The sequence below is a fragment of the Streptomyces sp. NPDC054932 genome, from assembly GCF_053610205.1.
Map to the genome: position 1 here is coordinate 1 of NZ_JBSGXU010000328.1, position 5,198 is coordinate 5,198.

Genomic DNA, 5,198 nt, shown 5'->3' on the forward strand with positions numbered 1-5,198 from the left:
GTTGAGTGCGCCCTTTCTGTTTCACGTCTCTACCTGGCGGTTGGCGAGGTTGTTGAGGGACATCGCGAGGTCGGGGAGGTAGGCGGCGCGGTTTTCCTGGGCGAGGGTTCGGTAGAGGTCGGTGGCTTCGGTGATGGTGGTGAGTGCGCCCTTTCGGTTTCCTGTTTCGGCCTGGCGGTTGGCGAGGTTGTTGAGGGAGGTGGCCAGGTCGGGGAGGTAGGCGGCGGGGTGGTCGTGGGCGAGGGTTCGGTAGAGGTCGGTGGCTTCGGTGATGGTGGTGAGCGCGCCCCTTCGGTCTCCGGTCTCGGCCTGGCGGACGCTGAGGTTGTTGAGCGAGGCGGCGAAGTCTGCCAGGTGAGCGGCGTGCTTTCCCTGGGCGAGGGTTCGGTAGAGCGCGGCCGATTCCAGCGACAACACCAGCGCCTCCTCTCGCTGACCGGCTTCGGCGAGCATGAGCGCCACCTGGCTCAGTGCGCTGGCGAGATCGGGCCGGAACACTTCGCCTCGAACAGTGACGAGCTCACGGATCAGGGCGATTCCCTCGTGCCCTGCCATGGCCGCATGCGCGGACAAGGCCCCTCGGACGTACGGGTTCGCATTCTCGATCAGCCTTGTGCCGTCGGTCTGCGCACGCAGGAGGTCGACCAGCGCCCTGGCCACGCGATAGGCAGGATCGGAAAGATCTCTACGCTGCAGGAGGTGAGCGATGAACTCCCGGTGGTACAGCCGGTAGACCGCCTGCACACCGTCGCTGTCCTCCACGACATAGCGGCCGTACTCATTGAGCAGCCAGTCCACGTCCTGCGGGCCGTACACGACCCCGTCCGCGCTCAGCGCCGAAGCAGCCGCCTCCCACATGCCCCGTGCCGGCATACCGTTCCCCCGGCTCCAGGCGAGCGCCGTCAGTAGATCTTCGGCCGCGCTCGGCAGGGGATCACCGTCCCGTTCCCGCTTCGGCCCGTCCCTCAAGTCCTCCGTGAAGGCCGCGCTGATGGAGGACGGAATGGCCTCCTCCCAGTCCCAGCCCTCGCTCTCCGGCCCGGGGAGATGCCGGATCACGGAGTCCGTCGCCATCTTGGCGAAGAGGAAGCCGCCGTTGTGGGTCGCCGCGCGCGCCGAGATGCCTCGCGCGACGTTCTCCGCGTCCCCGGAGCCCACCTCCCGCGCCAGCAGCCGCTGCTCGACGTACCCCCGGATGTCGTTCCGGGTGCCGGCCTCCTGGTCCAAGTCGACCGCCCGTGCCCGGATGTCCAGCAGGCGGCTCACCGCACGGTCCAGCGGCTCCCGCAGCTCCCCCTGCGGCCGGAACGGACGGTCCCGGGAGCCGAGCAGTACGGACGCCAGCCGGCTCAGCGGTGCCAGGAGCTGCTCGACGATCGGGTGGGCCTGGTCCGGAGCCGCCTCGTCCAGGCCGTCCAGGACGAGGACCAGGTTCTCGGGCGCGCCGGGCCAGCCCCGTTCCACCTCGGCGATCAGGGCGGCGGGCGTCTGCGGCGGGTCCAGGTTCAGGCGGCGGGCGATGACCTCGGCCAGCTGCTGCACCGTGAAGCCTCGCAGGTGCAGGGAGACGTGGACCGATCCCTCACCCGGATCCGGATCGTCCTCCGCCAGCGGCCTGTGGGCCAGGATGCTCGCCCGGTGCTCCCGGTCGGACAGTGTCGCGATCCGCCCGAGCACGGCCGACTTTCCGCTGCCCGCGCTCCCCGTCACCAGGAACAGCCCGGGCTCCCGGGCGGCCAGCCACTCCACGATGGACCCGAGCACGCCGCGCCGGCCGCTGAAGAACCAGCCCTCGTCGGTCGGGGAGACCCCGCGGGCCGCCTGGACCAGGTGCTCCACCAGCTCCGGCTCCGGAGCGGCCCGGCGCAGCGGGTTGGCGAACATCGGGAGGTCCAGGCCGGTCATGGCCTCCAGCGGGCGCTGGCCGACCTCGGCCGGCCACTGGGCGAGGAGCGTCTTGACGACCGTGCTCCCGCTGATCAGCTCGTTGCGGCGGCTCCACTCGTGGCGGTACGTGTCCGTCTGCGGCCCCTCGCGCAGCAGCCGGCCGAAGGAGTCCAGGAGGATGCCGTCGGCCTCGGCCTCCTCCTGGGGCCGGCAGCCGGCCAGCACCCCGAGCCAGGCGGACCGGCCCGGGGGCAGGTTCTTCGCGGACAGTTTGGCCAGTGCCTTCTTCAGGGACTCCTCGACCCCCGCGCCCGCATGGCAGGTGTCGATGAGCAGTAACACCTGGTCCGCCCTGCTGAGCAGGGCCGTCGCCGTCAGCTCGTTGGCCGAGAACGTCTCCCCCTCGTACTCCGGGTTCTCGGTGTCGCACAGCACGAGGCGCAGCTCCCCGTCGTCCAGGACGCCGTGCCCGGACCACAGCACGACGGCGGGTCCGTTGCGCCCGTCGCGGCCCCAGTCCACCGCCCAGTCCCGCACGGGTTCACGGACCGTCTTCCATCCGGGGTCGGCCACTGCCGTCGCCGTGTAGCCGTGGGCCTCCAACAGCTCGCACAGCTCCTGCATCTGCTCGGTCGCGCCGGTCAGCCGCCGGAACCGAGAGTTCCCGTAGTGCTCGACCACGACGCCCAGAGCCGTGCCCCGGATGCCCTCGTACGCCTCACTCACCGGCTTCTCCCACCACGGTCAGCGCCGTCACCGTCGTCTCCGGCCAGGCCGTCACCCGTACGGACAGCCGGTACGCGCCGGGCTCCGGCGCGGGGAAGGCGGCGGTGTAGCGGCCCTCGCCCAGGGAGCGGACCGTGCGGGAGAGCGCCGGGGTGCCGTCCGTCGGGCGGAGTTCCGCCGTGAGGTGGAGCGAGTCGTGGTCGGGTACCTCCGCAGGGACGGTGACCGCGACCTCGTACGGGTCTCCCGGGTCCGGCAGGGAGGGGGCCAGGACGGCCAGCGGGACGTCGCCGTCCTCGTCGCCCCGGTGGAAGGGCCGCTCGTGGCCCAGCAGGCCGGCCAGGGCGTCCCGTACGCCCTTGTTGTTCTGGAGGGAGCCGTGCTGCTCGCAGGGGGTGTGGGCCTCGGGCACCGCGTAGTCCGTGTTGTCGGCGTTCGTGGGGCGGGCGGAGAGGCGCGGCACGGTGCCGTCGCCCCGTTCGTCGGACCCGTCGATCAGCCACAGCGGGGTCAGGGCGTCGCCCGAGAACTCAGCCGTGGTGAGCGTCGGCTGGCTGATGCCGGTGATCGCGTGCAGCGGGGTGGGTGCGGGCCGGTCGGCAGCAGCCCGGCGCAGGTCCGCGTGGAAGCGGGCCGCGTCCGCCAGCAGCGCGGGGTCCACCCCCGGCAGGCCCGGCAGGTCCCGGGCATACGTGAGGCCCCCGGGGCCCGTCACACAGGCGTAGTCGGGGGCCAGCTGGTGCAGGGAGGGCAGGCTGCGGGCGAAGGCGCTCAGGTCGACGCCCAGCCGGCCCCAGCCCTTGCGGAGGCCGTTCACCAGGTGGATCAGGGCGTCCAGGGAGCCGCGGTGCGGGGTGCCCATGGTGATCACGCGGCGGGTGACCTCGTGGCCGCCGAGCACCTCCACGTAGTGGCGGGCCACCAGCCCGCCCATGGAGTGGCAGATGAAGATCACCTGCGCGTCCCGGCGTTCGGGCGCCGAGTCCTGCCAGCGGCCCAGCGCGCGGGCGACGGTCTTCCTCAGCCGCTCGGCGTTGTAGCGGCAGGACAGCCGCCAGTCGTACGGGAAGGGGACGAGGTTCTCCCCGAGGGTCAGGCTGAAGGACAGCTGCAGCCAGGCCAGCAGGTCCGTGTAGCCGTCGATCGGCTGCCAGATCCCGGGGAGGGCGTGCACGTCGGGCATGAGGCCGACGGGGACCACTCCGTCGCCCGGGTGGTCGTCGCCGACGTCCTTCGGGAGGCGCAGCGCCTTCACCGAGCCGCCGAAGGTGCGCAGGCCCCGCCCCAGGGCGCCGCCCGACAGGCCCCAGACCGGTTTGCCGTCGGCATCCGCCAGCTTGCTTCCCATGATCCCCGGCAGTACCACCACAAGATCGTTCACCCGTGCGCGTGTCATGCCCGCCCCCGCCGACTCGTTGCTGGACCAGTCAGCGTATGACGACGGCGCCCCCTCCCGGAGGGTGTTCCGGAAGGGGGCGCCGCATCGAGTGGCTGCCGCGGGGCGGCGGAGCCTTACAGGCCGAGCTCGACCTCGAACTCGCCGGCCTCGAGGATCGCCTTGACGGCCGAGAGGTACCGGGCCGCGTCCGCGCCGTCCACCAGGCGGTGGTCGTAGGACAGGGTCAGGTACGTCATGTCGCGGATGCCGATGTTGGTGCCCTCGGCGGTCTCGATGACCACCGGGCGCTTCACCGTGGCACCGATGCCCAGGATGGCGACCTGGTTCGGCGGCACGATGACCGTGTCGAACAGCGCACCGCGCGAGCCGGTGTTGCTGATGGTGAAGGTCGCGCCCGACAGCTCGTCCGGCGTGATCTTGTTGCCGCGGACCTTGGCGGCCAGGTCGGCGGTCGCCTTGGAGATGCCCGCCAGGTTGAGGTCACCGGCACCCTTGATGACCGGGGTCATCAGGCCCTTCTCGGAGTCCACGGCGATGCCGATGTTCTCCGAGTCGAAGTAGGTGATGGTGCCCTCGTCCTCGTTGATCCGGGCGTTGACGACCGCGTGGGCCTTCAGCGCCTGGGCAGCGGCCTTGACGAAGAACGGCATCGGCGAGAGCTTGACGCCCTCACGGGCCAGGAACGCGCCCTTGGCCTTCTCGCGCAGCTTCATGATCTTGGTGATGTCCACCTCGACCACGGAGCTGAGCTGAGCCTGCGAGTGCAGGGCCTTCATCATGTTGTCGCCGATGACCTTGCGCATGCGGGTCATCTTGACCGTCTGGCCGCGGAGCTCCGAGACGGCGGCCACGGCGGCCTTGGCGGCCGGGGTGGCGGCCGGGGCCGGGGCGGCGGCAGCGGCCTTGGCGGCCTCGGCGGCGGCCAGGACGTCCTGCTTGCGGATACGGCCACCGACACCGGTGCCCGAGACCGTGGACAGGTTGACGCCGGACTCCGAGGCGAGCTTGCGCACCAGCGGGGTCACGTACGCGGCCTCGTCACCGGCGGACGCCGGGGCCGGGGCGGCGGGGGCGACCGGAGCCGGGGCGGCGACCGGGGCGGCGGCCTGGACCGGAGCCGGGGCAGCGACCGGGGCGGCGGGCGCGACCGGAGCCGGGGCGGCGACCGGGGCGGCAGCCTGGGCCG

The 5,198-nt window shown here is 72.0% G+C and carries 3 protein-coding genes; all 3 read right to left on the reverse strand.

What is annotated here, in order from left to right:
- Positions 1 to 21 precede the first annotated feature (21 nt).
- On the reverse strand, positions 22 to 2,613 hold the full coding sequence (locus ACWGE1_RS40045; protein WP_453425395.1) for a caspase family protein: 2,592 nt from the start codon (positions 2,611 to 2,613) through the stop codon (positions 22 to 24).
- Entirely contained in the window at positions 2,606 to 3,994 is a 1,389-nt protein-coding gene (locus tag ACWGE1_RS40050; RefSeq protein WP_453425396.1) for an esterase/lipase family protein, read from the reverse strand. Before ACWGE1_RS40050 ends, ACWGE1_RS40045 begins: the two co-directional genes overlap by 8 nt.
- A 131-nt stretch (positions 3,995 to 4,125) precedes the next feature.
- A partial coding sequence (gene sucB, locus ACWGE1_RS40055) for a 2-oxoglutarate dehydrogenase, E2 component, dihydrolipoamide succinyltransferase (RefSeq protein WP_453425397.1) occupies positions 4,126 to 5,198 on the reverse strand: 1,073 nt, incomplete at its 5' end.